16 protein-coding genes are annotated in these 15,273 nt (G+C 35.9%); 13 read left to right on the top strand and 3 right to left on the bottom strand.

Annotated features, from left to right (window positions below):
- The first annotated feature begins 80 nt into the window (after positions 1-80).
- The 3 genes from MHI47_RS17300 to MHI47_RS17290 all read left to right on the top strand — a co-directional run bounded on the left by MHI47_RS17300 (position 81) and on the right by MHI47_RS17290 (position 2,174).
- Positions 81-1,049, top strand: a complete 969-nt coding sequence (locus tag MHI47_RS17300) for a ring-cleaving dioxygenase (protein ID WP_340831655.1) — start codon at positions 81-83, stop codon at positions 1,047-1,049.
- Positions 1,050-1,082: 33 nt separating this feature from the next.
- Complete coding sequence (locus MHI47_RS17295) at positions 1,083-1,364, top strand: GNAT family N-acetyltransferase (RefSeq protein ID WP_340763673.1); 282 nt, start codon at positions 1,083-1,085, stop codon at positions 1,362-1,364.
- Between the two features lie 324 nt (positions 1,365-1,688).
- The gene (locus tag MHI47_RS17290; RefSeq protein ID WP_340831654.1) at positions 1,689-2,174 is read left to right on the top strand and encodes a DUF4064 domain-containing protein; all 486 of its coding nucleotides are present in this window, start codon (positions 1,689-1,691) and stop codon (positions 2,172-2,174) included.
- A gap of 17 nt (positions 2,175-2,191) precedes the next feature.
- Here MHI47_RS17290 and MHI47_RS17285 read toward each other — a convergent pair whose 3' ends face one another.
- Entirely contained in the window at positions 2,192-2,683 is a 492-nt protein-coding gene (locus MHI47_RS17285; RefSeq protein WP_340831652.1) for a GNAT family N-acetyltransferase, read from the bottom strand.
- A 218-nt stretch (positions 2,684-2,901) separates the two neighbouring features.
- Here MHI47_RS17285 and MHI47_RS17280 point away from each other — a divergent pair, with 218 nt between their 5' ends.
- Entirely contained in the window at positions 2,902-3,240 is a 339-nt protein-coding gene (locus tag MHI47_RS17280; protein WP_093537546.1) for a hypothetical protein, read from the top strand.
- Between the two features lie 45 nt (positions 3,241-3,285).
- Here the strand turns inward: MHI47_RS17280 and MHI47_RS17275 are convergent, their stop codons facing one another.
- The gene (locus MHI47_RS17275; RefSeq protein ID WP_340831650.1) at positions 3,286-4,410 is read right to left on the bottom strand and encodes an MFS transporter; all 1,125 of its coding nucleotides are present in this window, start codon (positions 4,408-4,410) and stop codon (positions 3,286-3,288) included.
- Positions 4,411-4,514: 104 nt separating this feature from the next.
- On the opposite strand from MHI47_RS17275, the gene MHI47_RS17270 reads away from it, so the two are divergent.
- From MHI47_RS17270 to MHI47_RS17250, 5 genes are all read left to right on the top strand, one after another.
- Positions 4,515-5,402, top strand: coding sequence for a diacylglycerol/lipid kinase family protein (locus MHI47_RS17270; RefSeq protein ID WP_340831649.1), 888 nt, complete (start codon positions 4,515-4,517; stop codon positions 5,400-5,402).
- A gap of 111 nt (positions 5,403-5,513) precedes the next feature.
- Positions 5,514-6,305, top strand: a complete 792-nt coding sequence (locus MHI47_RS17265; RefSeq protein WP_340831647.1) for an AraC family transcriptional regulator — start codon at positions 5,514-5,516, stop codon at positions 6,303-6,305.
- A gap of 78 nt (positions 6,306-6,383) precedes the next feature.
- Positions 6,384-7,151, top strand: a complete 768-nt coding sequence (yidC, locus tag MHI47_RS17260) for a membrane protein insertase YidC (RefSeq protein WP_093537550.1) — start codon at positions 6,384-6,386, stop codon at positions 7,149-7,151.
- A gap of 53 nt (positions 7,152-7,204) precedes the next feature.
- The gene (locus MHI47_RS17255) at positions 7,205-7,450 is read left to right on the top strand and encodes a hypothetical protein (protein ID WP_093537551.1); all 246 of its coding nucleotides are present in this window, start codon (positions 7,205-7,207) and stop codon (positions 7,448-7,450) included.
- Positions 7,451-7,628: 178 nt separating this feature from the next.
- A complete protein-coding gene (locus tag MHI47_RS17250; RefSeq protein ID WP_340831645.1) occupies positions 7,629-8,474 on the top strand; it encodes a M15 family metallopeptidase in 846 nt (281 codons plus the stop codon).
- A 143-nt stretch (positions 8,475-8,617) separates the two neighbouring features.
- Here the strand turns inward: MHI47_RS17250 and cls are convergent, their stop codons facing one another.
- Positions 8,618-10,072, bottom strand: a complete 1,455-nt coding sequence (gene cls, locus MHI47_RS17245; RefSeq protein WP_340831644.1) for a cardiolipin synthase — start codon at positions 10,070-10,072, stop codon at positions 8,618-8,620.
- A 171-nt stretch (positions 10,073-10,243) separates the two neighbouring features.
- On the opposite strand from cls, the gene MHI47_RS17240 reads away from it, so the two are divergent.
- The 4 genes from MHI47_RS17240 to MHI47_RS17225 all read left to right on the top strand — a co-directional run bounded on the left by MHI47_RS17240 (position 10,244) and on the right by MHI47_RS17225 (position 15,258).
- Positions 10,244-11,638: an L-cystine transporter gene (locus MHI47_RS17240; RefSeq protein ID WP_340831643.1), complete on the top strand. Its 1,395-nt coding sequence runs from the start codon at positions 10,244-10,246 to the stop codon at positions 11,636-11,638.
- Positions 11,639-11,931: 293 nt separating this feature from the next.
- Positions 11,932-12,861, top strand: coding sequence for an ABC transporter ATP-binding protein (locus tag MHI47_RS17235; RefSeq protein WP_340831640.1), 930 nt, complete (start codon positions 11,932-11,934; stop codon positions 12,859-12,861).
- 16 nt (positions 12,862-12,877) lie between these two features.
- Entirely contained in the window at positions 12,878-14,152 is a 1,275-nt protein-coding gene (locus MHI47_RS17230; protein WP_340831638.1) for an ABC transporter permease, read from the top strand.
- Positions 14,149-15,258, top strand: a complete 1,110-nt coding sequence (locus MHI47_RS17225) for an ABC transporter permease (RefSeq protein WP_340831636.1) — start codon at positions 14,149-14,151, stop codon at positions 15,256-15,258. Before MHI47_RS17230 ends, MHI47_RS17225 begins: the two co-directional genes overlap by 4 nt.
- Positions 15,259-15,273: the final 15 nt, after the last annotated feature.

Raw genomic sequence — 15,273 nt, 5'->3', positions numbered from 1 at the left:
ATTTGCACAAAATACAAGGATTTGTTATCATGGAAGTAATATATCTCGACTTCAAGATAAAATAATGAGGAGGTAAAGAAATGAAATTAGCAGGTATCCACCATGTCTCAGCAATTACTGGAGACGCTGATAAAAATCATGACTTTTATACAAGAATATTAGGAATGCGATTAGTGAAGAAAAGTGTAAATCAGGATAATCCTTCTTCTTATCATTTGTTTTATGCAGATGCTGTAGGTACGCCAGGAACAGACATGACTTACTTTGACATACCCAATGCAGGAAGAACATATCCTGGTGTATCTAGTATTAGCAATACAAGTTTCCGGGTCAAAAACGAGCAAGCCCTACTTTTTTGGAAAAGTAGATTTGAAAAATTTAATGTACCACATGATTCTATTATAGAAAGGTTTGGTCGTAAAACACTTTACTTTGAAGATTTTGAAGGGGCAAGACTTATGTTAGTGGTCGACAACGGGGCTGGAATACCTTATGGCGAAGCATGGGTTAGAGAGGAGATTTCAGCGGACAATGCAATTGTTGGTTTAGGTCCCGTAAAGATTACAGTTAGAAAATTAGCACCTACTGAAAAGGTCTTAACAGAAATACTTGGATTTGAGTTAGCTGGTTCCTACCCATCGGAGGTACTGGACATGCCAGATATTCAAGTTTATACGACGGGAAAAGGCGGTCCAGGTGGAGAAGTTCATATCGAGACACGTACAGATTTACCAATGGAGCGACCTGGAAGGGGTAGTGTACATCATGTAGCATTCCGAATTCCTTCAATGGAAGATTACCCAAAATGGGAGGAGCGCTTACGTGAAAATGGCTTTACCACTTCTGGTTTAGTAGACCGATACTATTTCAAGGCAATCTATTTCAGAGAACCAAATGGCATTCTATTTGAATTATCTACCGATGAGCCAGGATTCGATACAGATGAACAAATGGATAGCTTGGGAGAACGATTAGCACTACCACCTTTTCTAGAAATGAGAAGAGTGGAAATTGAAGCTAAGTTGCGTCCGTTGTCAATCAATAAATAAATGTGCTAAAATTCAGAAAAGGAGTGGTTATTGATGGAATTTGAATTTAAAGAATTAGGAAACGATGTATATGCGTTTCAATATATACAAGGCGGGGAAAGATTAGGCGAAATTACTTGGACGTTACTTGGAGATGTCATGGTGATGGATCACACATATGTATCGGATAAGCTGAGAGGACAAGGGGTTGCCAAAAAGTTATTAGATAGCGCTGCTTCTTATGCAAGAGAGCAGGAGCTAAAGATGGAGCCGGTTTGCTCATACGTAGTGGCAGCCTTCTCAAAGTCTAACGAATATGATGACGTAAAAGCATAAAAGAGATTTGTATAATTCATAATAAAAAGGCAATCCGCTTCTATTTAGAAAAGGATTGCCTTTTTATAATAGCATTATTAAATTTGTGTGAAAAATACTAAAATTCCTGTTAATACCGATGCACCTGCTAACGTATAAAGGAAATCTGCTTGGTTAAAAATTATCTCTTTTTCCATAAATTCCACCCTCTCTTTTTATGTTGATAGTTAAATATTACCCGGGTTTATAAAAGTTTAAACAGGTTTAAATTATTTTATGAAGGGGATTTTAAAATTATACGAAACCTTTTCAACTATTAATCGTAGAATGATAAGAAGTGTAAAAATGAAGGGACTGAATTCTATGTCACGTACAGGAGAAATGGTATTAAGTGTTATTAGTGCAATTATGACATTACTTAGTATTATTTTAGTAACAGTTTTAGTGGTAAGTGGAAGCAGCATATTGAAAGATGAAGAATTTAAAAAAGAATTTGAGAGTACGATTTCGAATGAGCCTACATTTACGGAAACTGACCAACAATTGATAAATGATAATATGAGTTTAGCAATCGATGCATTTAGCATATTTGGTTGGGTATTTATAATTATTCTTGTCATTAGTCTAATCCTAAATATTATCGGAATCATGTCTATTTCCAAAAATAAAAACCCGAAGTTAGCAGGAATTATGTTCATCCTTGCAGGTCTTTTTGCTGGTGTAATATCGCTAACATCAATTCTATTGTATATTGCGGCTATCATGTGTTTCGTTCGCAAACCACCAGTTCAAATACAAGAGGAATACTATACAACTGAAAAGTCACTTTAACAAACAAAAACACCGACCTATAAGGCCGGTGTTTTCAATAGATATACGTATTTAGCGGTAGATAAAGGATGTCCCTCAAAATATTCATCGAATTCTTCTAAACATTCGAAGCCAAAATTTTCATAGAATTGACGGGCATTATCATTTAAGCTTTCCACGTAAACAAATAATTGTCGTCCAGCTGGCATTTGGTTTAGCCCAGCTAATAATAGTTTTTTTCCATATCCACTTTGTTTATATTCAGGTAACACATAAATAGCAGTTAGTTCTGCATCTCCATCTTCGTCCGTATAAGTAAAGTTAGCGAAACCGATGGGATTGCCTTCATATTCAGCGATTAAGAAGATAGTTTTCTCTATTCTCTTCACAATCATCATAGGGGAATAAGCCTTTTCTAGAAAAAGAGTTTGTATGTCATTAGGTATAATATTCTTGTATGTATCGTTCCAACTGACCTTTGCGATCTGTTGAATTACTTGAATGTCATCTAACGTAGTCGCTCTAATCATTTGAAATCACCTCTAGATTCTTTTTGTAATCATAACAAAAATAACTATAATCTTCTACATATATATACAATTAAAATCATTTAGATATCAAACTGTAATATAAGATGGGTAATCAAGCATAAAAATCATATACCTCTAAAGAATTAGTTTGTTAAGGTGTTAACTTATTTAATAGTGGGTATATACATTATATATAGAAAACCTTGGAGGTAATTAGGATGGCAAAAAACAAATCACTATTATTGGCAGGATTAGCGGCAGGAGCGTATGCATATTTCAGTAAGAAAGAAAATCGTGAGAAAGCAGTAGTGGCTTTTAATAATACAAAATCTAAAGTGAATGCTTACATAGACTCACAAAAACATCAAAGATCCGATTTAACGGCAGCAGGACATCCAGATCCTTACGATACATCAGATAATAATATGGTCGATGAAGGAGCTCTTACAAGCGTCCAGTACTATAATGATGAAGTTCAGGACAACCAGAAGAAAGACGATACAAATAAGCAAGACGGAGAAAAGAAGTCTAATCCTAATGACCAAATAACTTTATAATCTTAATAGGGCAGGAATGTGTCAAAAACCACATTCCTGTCCTATTTATTTTCTCCACGTAATGGCCAAGATAGACACTATTAACAATATGATTCCTGTCATAGTAAACCCGCTCGTAGCATCCAATTCTAGAAAGCCAGTGATACTTGATCCCACAACTACTCCTATAGAAAAGAAAGCATAGAAATAGCCATATGCTTTTCCTCTATAGGATTGCTCTGTTGAATCTATTAATAATGTGTTAATAGATGGGAAAAGAAATGCAAATCCTATTCCATATAACCCCATCCAAATATATAGTAAGTTCAGTGAATCTGTATGGCCGAGCAATAGCATACTTACTCCCATGATGCTCATACCAAAAGTAAGTGTATAGATGGGTTTTACTCGGTCAAATATTCGATTTATCGGAAGGATAAACACTAAAATTGCGACAAAGCCGAAAGTACTTAGAAGAAATCCGCTTGTTTTAGTGTCAAATCCTAAATGCACTATTTTTAAAGGGAGCATATACGCTAATACCCCTTGCGAGAACATTAAGAAAAAAGCACCTGCAAATGACTTAATCACTCCACTTTTTTGGAAAATAGAGTGAACGGAATGGTGAGAGACATCCTTCTCTATTCTTTCGATAGCTACTTTTCTTAACAAAACTAAAGACAGTATACTTAAAGCAAGCATAATAGAACCTGTCATTCCTAACACAAATACCTCATTTTTTTTGCTTGCGAGAATACCACTTGTAGCGGGACCAACAATTGCAGCAAGTCCAACAAATGCACCTGATAGTGCAACTCCTTTACCTCGTTTTTCATGCGAAGTCCTATTAGCTGAGTAGGTAAAAGCTGCAGGTACAATTAGTCCAGCTACTAAACCATGTATAAAACGTATTAGTAATAATCCAAACGGCTCGCTAGAAAATTGGTAAAGGAATAAGGAGAAACTCGTTGCAAATAAACCAGTGATGAGTATGTAATAGGGTCCTTTTCGATCAGTTAGAAATCCAGAAATAATATTACCAAATGTATTCGAAAGAGAATACATCCCTACAACTAAACCGGTTATAAAAGGAGTGGCACCAAGAGATTCTGCAAAGGGGCTCATAATTGGTAGTTGAGAAAATAAGTCAAAGAATGAGATGAAGATAATAATATATATAAAAAAGTGCAATACTGCTCCTCTTTTCTATAGTAGCTTTTATTCTAGTATAAAGGTTTTAAATGTATCGATAAAGGGAATTTGGAACAAAACAAATCATGCAAGGGGGAAGTCTTATGAAAGCAATGTTCATCTATAACCCATCTTCAGGAAAAGCGGATGCCGAGCAATATAAAGAAACAACAGTTAATGTGTTAGAAGGCTTGGGGTATGAAGTGATTATTAAGGAAACGAGTAAACAAAATGATGCCACCATATTTGCCACACAGGCTTGTGCTGAGAAAGTAGACTTTTTGTTAGCAATGGGTGGAGATGGGACGATAAATGAGGTTGTCAATGGTCTCGCTGAACAACCTAACCGGCCTCTATTTTCATTTATTCCACTCGGTACTGTGAACGATTTTGCTCGTGCACTTGGCATTCCATTGGAGCCTGAGCTTGCTATTGAAGCTTTAAAAATGACGAACACACGATTAGTGGATATTGGGCAAATTGGGGATAAATATTTTATGAATATAGTAGCTGTTGGTGAGATAGCTAGTCGTGTTGCGGATACTACTGTTGAACAAAAAACAAAAATGGGTTCACTTGCTTATTTGCTAGAAGGAGCAAAAGCCGTTATTTCGAACGAAGAAATAGAAATGACAATAACGCATGATAAAGGAATTTGGAAAGGGACACCTATGCTTATACTTGTGGCTTTAACGAATTCTGTAGGTGGATTTGAAAAATTGGTAAATGCAGCGGAAGTAAATGATGGAAAGTTACATATTTATATTATAAAACAAGCAGGATTGGCTTCTATAGCAAGAATGGGAGCAAAAGTCCTGTTGGGTACACTCGAGGAAGATACTGGAGTGGAAGTAATCGAATCTAGTAATGTATTAATCGAATCTGGAAATCCTCTATATTGTAATGTAGACGGGGATGAAGGAGATTGCACGCCACTGAACATTCAAATATTACCTAAACATTTAAAAATGCTAGTCCCTCAAAAAAACTGAGTCTAAAAGGTTGAAAAAATATATAATTTCCAGGATAATGATATAGACTAATACAACATACCCAAAAGGTTATATAAACATTAAGACCTACTTAGGGAAAAAGAGGGAAATATGAAGACTGTAGAGAAGCAATTTTTAGATAATTTCTCTAAAATATACACTAGAGAAATAGGTACAACAACAAGAGTAGAAGGTTTAGATTCTTTCCTAGAATTAGAAGAACAGCTATTTCAAAAAATGTTTTCTTTTGAAGTAACGGAAGCAAAAGAAATTCTAAGAAGCATGATAGATTTAATAATTGCTAGAACACGTAAGAATATGATCCAAAATGTAAAGTATTACTACATTCAGCTTGTCGCTATTATGGGAAGAAAACTAAATGAGAGTCAAGTTCCTACTGATAAAGTTAGCGCGTTTAACATTGCATGTGTAGAAACTATTGAGACGAAAATGAGTGATGCACAATTTTTATTATGTGCAGATGAGTTGGTTGAGTTTTTTGTAATGGTCATAACCGAAAGGAAAAAGCCGTCATTTGGCCATCAAACGGTTAACAAAGTAATCCTCTATATTAATGATGAAATAGAGACAAATTTAACGGTAGAGGATATTGCTAAAAGATTTGCTATAAGTACAAGTCATCTTTCTCGTATTTTTAGAGAGCATACAGGAGTGACGCTTGTAGAATACTTAAATGTTCGAAAAGTAGAGGAATGCCAATACTTTTTAAGAACAACAAATAAAGCTATTTCCGATATTTCTAGTAGTTTTCACTTTTGCAATCAAAGCTATTTCACTCGCATATTCAAAAAGTATACCGGAATAACACCGAAGCAATACCGTGATAACCAGGAATATCCTAGTTTTAAATATAATTTTCCTAATGAACAACAATCAGTTTAAATATTTTGGATTAAATTTGATAAATAGCTTCATAGTAAGGTATACTTCTTTATAGTTTGATGAGTGAAGGTGAATAGAGTGAAAAAGAAGATTAGTTTATTTTCTATTCTTGTATTTGCAGCACTAGTGCTTAGTGGATGTTCTGGAGTAGAAAACAAAGAAGGTACTTTTTATAATATTTTTGTTCGACCTTTTGAATTTCTTATACATTTCTTTGGAGAAATGTTCAATGGTAGTTATGGACTGGCGATTATCGCTATTACCGTACTTATCCGTCTTATTCTGATGCCTTTGATGCTTAAAAATTATAAAAATCAACAAGGCATGAAACAGAAAATGGATAAATTGAAACCAGAAATGGACGATATCCAAAAGAGATTAAAGGAAACAAAAGATAAAGAACAGCAAATGGCTCTACAACAAGAAATGATGGGATTATACCGTAAGCATGGAGTAAATCCGCTGAACATGGGTTGTCTACCGATGATTATTCAGATGCCTATTGTAATGGGATTGTATTTTGCGATTCTCTATTCTGCGGATATTAAAGCGCATCCATTTTTATGGTTTAACTTAGGATCTCCTGATATTGCAATGACACTTATTGCTGGAGCGGTTTATTTCATTCAAGCAAAAGTTTCATTATGGACAGTACCTGAGCAGCAACAGAAACAAATGAAAATGATGATTTATATTTCGCCAATTATGATTATGTTTATTTCCTTCAGTTCTATGGCGGCACTGCCAGTTTATTGGGCTGTCGGTGGACTATTGCTAATATTCCAAACATATTTGGGGCGTAAATTTTACTCGAATCATCCAGAAAAAGCAGAGGAATCTGTATAACACAAAAACGAAGCGATTGTTGCTTCGTTTTTTTCTTGAGAGGTAAGGTGTTTATGAATAGAAATTGGATATTTGGACTACTGATTGCAGCAGTTAGTATTTCTGCGTTGGTATTTATCATTAAAGGAAATATTAATATGGCTGTATTGTTTATGACAGCAATCTTTGCTCTAAGTAATGGTTTCCGAGCAATAAGTTTTAAAGAAAAAGGATTTGTCAAAGAGGCGAAGTGGATGAAGGGTATGTCCATTTTGTTTGCAGTATTATTTTTTGTCGTGTTATTTTTGCTAATTTTTTAATAAGAGAGAGCGTATTTACCTATCATGGGTAGATACGCTTTTACTTATTTAGGAGGATTCATTTATCGTTCAGGATGGTTATAATTATTTTGGCGAAGTTGAATTTCAATAAGAGAATAGTTATTAGAAAAATGGTAAACTAGAAATAACGTAATAAGAAAGAAGGAAGTCCGAAGATATGCAGTCAAGATATAGCTTTTTACAAGAAAAAAAGAAGAAAAAATGGCCATATATTATTTCTGGAATCATTGCAGGAATACTTGTAGCCACAGCGGTAGTGTGGGTAGGAATGAATGAATGGAATATAGATAAAAGTATAGAGGAACTCCGTGATTTGACAGGTGTTAAGCAAATAGTCGATGTTGATAAAACAGAAGAAGCTAATGTGGATAAACCAGTTATAGAAGAACCAAAACAGGAAATTCCTATTGTGGAGGAGCCGGTAGTGGAAGAGGTAGATATGTCTGGCGCAAAAGGCTATATTGGTAACGAAGTTTTACCCGGGGAGCCTACAATAGTAAAAGGTGTATTAATTGCTAGTAAAAAGTATCCCCTGCCATCTACTTATGCACCTGGTGAAAGCAAAGAGGCTAGAACAGCATTTCAAGAAATGGCTGCTGAGGCAATTTTATCTGGGTATGACCTTGTAGCTTTCAGTACGTATCGATCTTTTGACTATCAAACTCAGTTATATGAACGTTATGTAACAAATGACGGACAAGAGGCTGCGGATCGTTATAGTGCACGCCCGGGCTATTCCGAACATCAAACAGGGCTTGCTTTTGACATCGGAGAGCAGCATTTTGAACAACATTTCGCTAGAGAAAGCTTCGGAGAAACAGAAGCAGGCAAATGGGTTGCAGCCAATGCCCATAAGTATGGATTTATTATGCGTTACCCGAATGGCTCAGAAAAAATTACAGGTTATATGTATGAGCCGTGGCATTTTAGGTACATCGGAAAAGAACTTGCGCCTCAAGTATACGAAGCAAACGTGACTTTAGAAGAATTCCTAAATCTTTAGTAGACAGGATTAGAATACAAAAAGAGGCTAGTTGTGACGTCAATCACGACTAGCCTCTTTAAAAAATCAAACGGTAATCTTATAGCAATAAATCTGTCCAAAGCCCTTCGAAAACAATAGAAATAGGTTTTGAACTTAATATATTAAAGTATCGGTGAAATTAGACGAGCTAATGACTCTTTGAATTTAATCATGGTTGATCTTTCTTCATATATGTCTGCCGTCATCTCGGTAGATAACTTCATATCCTCTTCAAATAACTCTGCTAACTGATGAGAAGTTTCACGATCATATATAAAGGCATTTACTTCAAAATTCAATTTAAAACTACGCACATCAATATTTGCCGTTCCCACTGTAGAAGCTTCGTCATCAATTACAATCATTTTTGTATGCAAGAATCCATTTTGGTAAATATATACTTTAGCTCCAGCTCTTATTAACTCGCCAACATAGGAGTAAGTCGCCCAGTAGACAAAAATATGATCGGGTTTATTTGGAATCATAATTCGTACATCAATACCTGAAAGGCATGCAATACGTAACGTATCCATGAAACTAGCATCTGGGATGAAGTATGGAGATTGAATATAAATATACTTTTTAGCCATCATAATTAACTTAAGGTAGCCATTTTTTATTTGCTCCCATTCGGAATCGGGTCCACTAGAAACAATTTGCAAGCCAACAGAACCTTTCATCGGAATGGCTGGGAAAAATCTATCAGAATACTCGATATCATGCTCTGCGGAGGCTTGGTTCCAATCGAGAATGAATCGGGTTTGAAGAGGATGAACAGAACTACCTTCGATACGTAAATGCGTGTCGCGCCAGTATCCAAATTTCTTTTTTAGTCCAAGATATTCATCTCCAACATTAAATCCTCCGATATAACCGATTCGTCCGTCTATTACAACGATTTTTCTGTGGTTCCGGTAATTCATCCGGGGATTGATAAGTGGAAAGATAGAAGGGAAGAATGCCTCTACACGACCACCTAACTCAATCAGTTCGTTAAAATGTCTTTTTCTTAAGGAACGTGATCCAGTATCATCGTATAAAACTCTTACTTTAACTCCTTGTTTTGCTTTGGCTAACACTGCCTGGTAAATCTCCTGCCCTAAGGAATCTAATCGGAATATATAGTATTGAATATGGATGTGATCCTTTGCATTTCCGATATCGTGAAGGAGAGCATCAAACTTTTCTCGTCCATCAGTGAAAATTTCGACTTTATTGTCTTGAGTTAAGACTGCTTGGTTATTATGTAAGTGCATAACGATTAACTCTTTATAATGCATTGCATCATCTAAACGAAAATCAAATGAGTCATCTTCGATAGCTTCCATTTGAAATTCAATGAGATTATCGATACCTATCTTGTTTTTTCCTTCCCAACGGAATAACGTTTTTTTACGTAGCTTTCGTCCAAACAATAAATAAATACCAAATCCTAAAATAGGTATGAAGAATAGGACTAGAATCCACGCCCAAGTAGCGGAAGCATCTCGACGTTCTAAAAATATTAGGGCTATTGCCAAAGAAATATTTAAAATGAGGATGCCAGAAACAATAATACCATAAAAGCTTGCTATCAAATTTTCACCCCCGTTGCATGTCTATATAATCATTTGCTATTAAATTCTAGTATAGCTGATTTGTCTCAAAGAAAGTAGGGAAGACATATATTAAATAGAAAGTAATTCCTACTTGACCAATAGGGATAAAAGTATTAATATATGATGAGCACAAAAAATGGAGGTTTTTATATGAATTTATTATTTATTATTCTAAACATAGTTGCCTTACTCCTTTTAGTTGGAGTACTAATCATAATGCAAAAGAAACATGTTTCATTCTCGAAGCGTGTATTCACGGCTCTAGGACTAGGTATTTTACTAGGTTTAGTATTGAATTTAGCCTATGGGGTAGATTCGGAAGTATTGGCAGAAACTGTACCTTGGTATAACCTTATTGGTACTGGTTATGTAAAATTACTACAAATGATTGTAATGCCATTAGTATTCATCTCAATATTAGGGGCGTTTACAAAAATTACAATCGGTAAAAACTTTGGTAAAATGGCAGCAATTATTTTGAGTTTCTTAATAGGAACTACTGCCATTGCTGCTGTTATTGGTATTGGCTCTGCAGCAATATTCGATTTGAATGCAGAACAAATCATTCAAGGAGATGCTGAAACTGAACGTGCAGAATACTATGAAGGTCGCTCTGCAGAAGTTGCAGACAAAGCACTTCCAGATCAAATACTAGAATTATTACCTGCAAATCCATTTTTAGATTTTACAGGAGCTAGACCAACGTCCACTATTGGGGTAGTTATCTTCGCAGCGTTTTTAGGATTCGCTTATTTAGGAATAGCACGTAAAGAGAAAGAAACTGCAGCAACCATTAAAACAGGTATTGATGCGATTTACGCATTAATCATGCGAGTAGTTAAGCTAGTACTTCGTTTAACTCCATACGGAATTTTAGCAATTATTGCAAGAACCGTTGCAACATCAGATTTTAGTGCCATATACAATTTAGGTAAGTTTGTTCTCGCTTCTTATGTAGCATTGACAGTAGTATTTGCGATACATTTATTAATCATTACTCTATCTGGATTAAATCCAATAACTTATGTTAAAAAGGCAGCAGAACCATTAATCTTTGCGTTCACTTCACGTTCAAGTGCAGGAACTCTACCTATTAACATTAATGCACAAACAACTAAAATGGGTGTATCAGAAGGAGTTGCTAACTTCTCTGGATCGTTCGGACTATCTATTGGTCAAAATGGTTGTGCAGGTATTTACCCAGCGATGCTAGCGTTCATGATTGCTCCATCAGCAGGCATCAATCCATTAGACCCGATGTTCATCTTAACTGTTGTCGGAGTAGTAGCAATTAGTTCGTTTGGTGTAGCAGGAGTTGGTGGCGGTGCAACATTTGCTGCAATTCTAGTTCTATCTGCATTAAATTTACCAGTTGCTTTAGCGGGTCTCCTAGTATCGGTTGAACCGTTAATCGATATGGGACGTACAGCAGTAAACGTTAGTGGTTCAATGACCGCTGGTGTTGCTACTGCGAAACTAACTGGTGAATTAGATAAAGATTTATACAACACACCATTAAACCAAATTGCAACAGACGAAGTTTAATATGGCTCGCAAAAAAACTGTCCTTTCATCAAAGGGCAGTTTTTTTATGGTTCTACAGAAATTTAAAGAATGAATAATACTACTGCTTTCTGTTATGTGGCTCGGAGGGGATATCAACGGCATATGCACATTTTATTTTTAAGGGACCGGGCATTTTTTGCTCGGTTTTTCTCATGTTTAGAAATATACTTTCAGATAACTTATCGAAATACTAAATATTAAAAAAATTTCTACATAAACTAATCTAGTAGTTTGCTATAATCGAAATAACTAGGTTGTAAGGAGATGGAGAAATGCTTCAAGCCATAAATCTTTCTAAGAAATTTAAAACCAAAGTAGTTGTAAAAGAAGTCAATGTGGAACTGTTCGCGGGAGAGTCGGTCGGATTACTAGGTCCCAATGGGGCGGGCAAATCAACGACTATTTCTATGTTATCTTCCTTAGTCCAACCGTCAAGCGGAGACGTCTTATGGAATGAAAAATCCATTGCAAAAAATCCAGACCCATTGCGTAAAGCATTAGGAGTAGTTCCACAAGAAATTGCCTTATATCCAGAGCTTTCTGCTAGGGAAAATCTCGCTTTTTTCGGTAGAGTTAATGGTTTAAAAGGGGAACTTTTGGCAACGAGGATCACAGAAGTCTTAACAAAGATTGGGCTGTTGGATAGACAAAAGGATATAGTTAAAACATTTTCAGGTGGGATGAAACGACGTCTGAATATTGGTGCTGCACTTTTACATAAACCTTCGATTTTAATAATGGATGAGCCGACCGTCGGAATTGATCCACAATCGAGAGCGTATATTTTAGAAACCGTTAAGCAGTTTGTGGCAGATGGAATGACTCTTTTATATACGAGTCACTATATGGAAGAAGTAGAAATGCTGTGTGACAAAATATATATTATGGATCAAGGAAAAATAATTGCACACGGTACAAAAGAAGAGCTTAAAGAACTGGTCTCCGACAACCAAACAATTGAATTGAAAACTAATTTACTTACGGAGAACTTTGAAAAGAATTTGAAAGAGCAGTTCCCACAAGCGACTTTTCGTATAGATGAAGAGATACTAACGATTTCAATGTCCAAAAGAGAAGAACCACTAGCTAATATTTTTGCGATTGCTGCGGCAAGTAATGTAGTGATTACCTCTGCGATTGTCAAAGTGCCATCCCTAGAAGATGTGTTCTTGCATTTGACTGGAAAAGCACTAAGGGATTAAGAGGGGAGATGAAGTGATGCTGTTTAGTTTAATTGCGAAGCAAATGAAAATGCTGATTCGAAATAAGCAACCGTTAATTATTTTATTGGTCATGCCACTCGTTTTAATAACCATACTTTCAAATGCGTTAGGAAGCATAATGGACGGTGGAGAAGAAGCGGCGATTCAAGCAAATTTACTCATCCTAGATAATTCATCATGGGTTCAAGAGGAAAAAGAAATTAAGCTATTTTTAGAAGGAGAAGGGGTAACAGGCGTAGCCTTGGATGCTTTGCTCACTCAGTTTAAAAGTGGTGATCCAGTAGAATTATTAAACAGCACCGTTCTAGCTGCTGACGAAATGAAGAAGTATATTGCTGTGGAATATAAAAAGGAAGTAGATTTAAAGACCGCTCGACAGGATGAAAATATAGATGGCATCCTAACTATCCCTTCTAACTTCCGATTGAATTATATAAAATCTGCCTATTTTAATAATCCCGATTTTCCTAGTGTATCCTTATATCTAAATCAAGATAATGAAATTCGTGCATCCATAATTGATGCTGTTCTAACAGACTGGCAAAGTGGCTATTCCCAATCCGCGGCACTTTTAGCGGCAAACTTATCACCTCAGGAAATTATGAGTAACGTCAGTAGTGTAGAGAAGGTAGAACAGGTTTTAGAGGCAAGTGAGCGGAAAATACCTGCCACTATTTACTACACAGTTGGAATGATGGTGATGTTCGCATTATATATCCCTGCTTTCCTAGCAGGCTTTGCACTGCAAGAAGTACAATGGAAAGTATATGACCGGATATTACTTGCAGGGGTGTCTCCTGTTTTATATACACTTTCTATTTTCTTTACAGGAACATTTGTAGCCTTTATCCAGCAAGCCATTATGCTTTCATTTGGAATGCTTGTATTAGGTATAGAATGGATCACTCTAGAGGGAATGGGCCTTATAATTATTAGTTATAGTGTATTTGTTGGTGCATTGTCTGCTATGATAACTACTCTCCAATTTCGAACAAAAACAGAAGGTATTGCGAATGTGTTTAATGGATTGTTTATAACGGTATTTTCTTTCTTAGGTGGATCCTTCTTTAATATTCGTGATATTTCGGAAACACTCGGAAAGATTGGTGACTTTACTCCCAATGGTGCAACAATGTCTGCCATACTCTCTATACAAAAAGGGCAGGATTTATCAGTTATTTGGCCTTTTATGTTGGCTATATATGTTCTAGTAGTTGTGTGCGTGCTATTTGCCATTGTTTTCTTTCCGAGAAGAGGTGTAACAGGATGAAGGGGATATGGATTGCTAGATTTTTTAATTTAAAACGAAAGCCTGTCGTTTTAATCATGATGACAGTAATGACATTAGTAATGGCATACGTAGTAGGCAGCTCTAGTAATGGAAAGATGAGTGTGTCGGTGGCTGTCGACGGTACTGAAACAACTCAAGCAGTACTAGAGAAGTTGAAGGAAGAGGGCGGATACTCCCTTATAGAAATTACAGCCGAAGAGTTGCAGCAAAAAGCGAACAAAGATATTCGAATGGTCGGTATTGGGTTAAAGGAAAATTCCTATACTATTTATTCTGCCTCAGATTCTGATAATGTGAGAAACCTATCTTTGAGAATTGAATCGGCTTATAGTGATATTAGTTTTAAAAAGCAAGTTATACAGGTAGGTGGCGTGGAAGCTTGGAAAGACATTGAAATAAGTTTGCAAGAAGACCAAGCATTCCATATTCAAACAGAAGCAATGGATGAGTCAGAGGTATTTCGTTACGATAATGCACTTCAAAGTTTGTTTGGATTTACGCTATTCTTTGTTTTTTATACGGTATCAATTAATGTTCAATTTATATTAGAAGACAAGCGCACGGGAGTATGGAATCGATTAAAGTTAGCATCAGTAAGTAAATTTCAACTTTATGTCGGGCATCTATCTTTTAGTTACATTATCGGGCTTCTCCAAGTGATGCTTGTTTTATTTGTCTTCAGGTATGTGTTAGGTACTAATATGTACGGTGGATTTTGGAAAGTAGGGATTATTGCTGCTATCTATGTTTTGCTTGTAATGGCATTTTCTGTTTTTGTTATTTCATTAGTAAAAACAGTAAGTCAAAGCAGTATTATCATTTCTCTTGTAGCGGTAGCATTTGCAATGATTGGCGGGGCTTACTGGCCATTAGAAATAGTTCAGTCGGAAGCATTACTGGCGATGAAATGGATTTCTCCAATATATTATGCAATGGAGTCTATGAAACAAGTGACGGTATATGAGGGAACTTTTGGTAGTATTTGGACGTATGTAAGTATGATGGTGGTTATTGCAATAGTTCTATTGATGGTAGGGATTAGTTTATTGGAAAAAAGAACGGAACGCTATCATTCCAGTGAATAGATAGGGGAGATAGGG

Origin of the sequence: Psychrobacillus sp. FSL H8-0487, from assembly GCF_038008385.1 — a bacterium.
Lineage (GTDB): Bacteria > Bacillota > Bacilli > Bacillales_A > Planococcaceae > Psychrobacillus > Psychrobacillus psychrotolerans.
The sequence above is the reverse complement of the archived record's forward strand: the minus strand, read 5'-3'. Positions and strand labels throughout refer to the sequence as shown.

Excerpts from the sequence above, each read along its gene's own strand:
- MHI47_RS17230 (WP_340831638.1), top strand. The coding sequence starts at position 12,878 with ATGCTGTTTAGTTTAATTGCGAAGCAAATGAAAATGCTGATTCGAAAT.
- MHI47_RS17225 (WP_340831636.1), top strand. The coding sequence starts at position 14,149 with ATGAAGGGGATATGGATTGCTAGATTTTTTAATTTAAAACGAAAGCCT.
- MHI47_RS17235 (WP_340831640.1), top strand. The coding sequence starts at position 11,932 with ATGCTTCAAGCCATAAATCTTTCTAAGAAATTTAAAACCAAAGTAGTT.
- MHI47_RS17255 (WP_093537551.1), top strand. The coding sequence starts at position 7,205 with ATGAATAGAAATTGGATATTTGGACTACTGATTGCAGCAGTTAGTATT.
- MHI47_RS17290 (WP_340831654.1), top strand. The coding sequence starts at position 1,689 with ATGAAGGGACTGAATTCTATGTCACGTACAGGAGAAATGGTATTAAGT.
- MHI47_RS17240 (WP_340831643.1), top strand. The coding sequence starts at position 10,244 with ATGAATTTATTATTTATTATTCTAAACATAGTTGCCTTACTCCTTTTA.
- MHI47_RS17295 (WP_340763673.1), top strand. The coding sequence starts at position 1,083 with ATGGAATTTGAATTTAAAGAATTAGGAAACGATGTATATGCGTTTCAA.
- MHI47_RS17280 (WP_093537546.1), top strand. The coding sequence starts at position 2,902 with ATGGCAAAAAACAAATCACTATTATTGGCAGGATTAGCGGCAGGAGCG.
- MHI47_RS17265 (WP_340831647.1), top strand. The coding sequence starts at position 5,514 with ATGAAGACTGTAGAGAAGCAATTTTTAGATAATTTCTCTAAAATATAC.
- MHI47_RS17300 (WP_340831655.1), top strand. The coding sequence starts at position 81 with ATGAAATTAGCAGGTATCCACCATGTCTCAGCAATTACTGGAGACGCT.
- MHI47_RS17250 (WP_340831645.1), top strand. The coding sequence starts at position 7,629 with ATGCAGTCAAGATATAGCTTTTTACAAGAAAAAAAGAAGAAAAAATGG.
- MHI47_RS17285 (WP_340831652.1), bottom strand. The coding sequence starts at position 2,683 with ATGATTAGAGCGACTACGTTAGATGACATTCAAGTAATTCAACAGATC.
- MHI47_RS17270 (WP_340831649.1), top strand. The coding sequence starts at position 4,515 with ATGAAAGCAATGTTCATCTATAACCCATCTTCAGGAAAAGCGGATGCC.